A 510-nucleotide genomic window follows, 5' to 3' on the forward strand; every position below is an offset into this window, starting at 1 on the left:
GACGTGGCCGATGTTCTCGACGACCAGCACCATCACCACCGGGATGAACATCGGCAGCACCGACAGAAGGAAGGTGGGGGTGGTGAACTCGGGCAGACCGACCCAGTCCGCGGCGCCGATAGCGCTGGTGTCGACCTTGCCGCGGGCCAGTGCCTCGAAGTAACCGATCACCACGCTGGTGAAGATCGCCAACCGTCCGAGCAGACCCCGAAACACCACCAGTGACAACAGCAAGAGCACCAGCACGACCGCGGCGGTGACAGCGTCTTCTTCGAAGTTGGCCTTGGCGGCTGGGGCCAGGTTGAACCCGACGAGCGCCACGATCGATCCGGTCACCACCGGCGGCATCAACGATTCGATCCAGCCGATACCGGCGAAGTGCACCACGGCGCCGATGAGGATGAGCAGTGCGCCCACGATGACGATGCCACCGAGCGCACCTGATGGGCCGTGCGACGTCGACGCGGCGATGGTGGGCGCGATGATCGCGAAGCTCGACCCCAGATAGCT

General features: G+C 64.9%; 1 protein-coding gene. It reads right to left on the bottom strand.

Going from position 1 to position 510, the window contains the following annotated elements:
- Window positions 1-510, bottom strand: a 510-nt coding sequence (locus CS062_RS25255; RefSeq protein ID WP_303645170.1) for a solute carrier family 23 protein, incomplete at both ends; no start/stop codon positions are given.

Origin of the sequence: Roseateles chitinivorans, assembly GCF_002761755.1 — a bacterium.
Classification (GTDB): Bacteria; Pseudomonadota; Gammaproteobacteria; order Burkholderiales; family Burkholderiaceae_C; genus Roseateles; species Roseateles chitinivorans.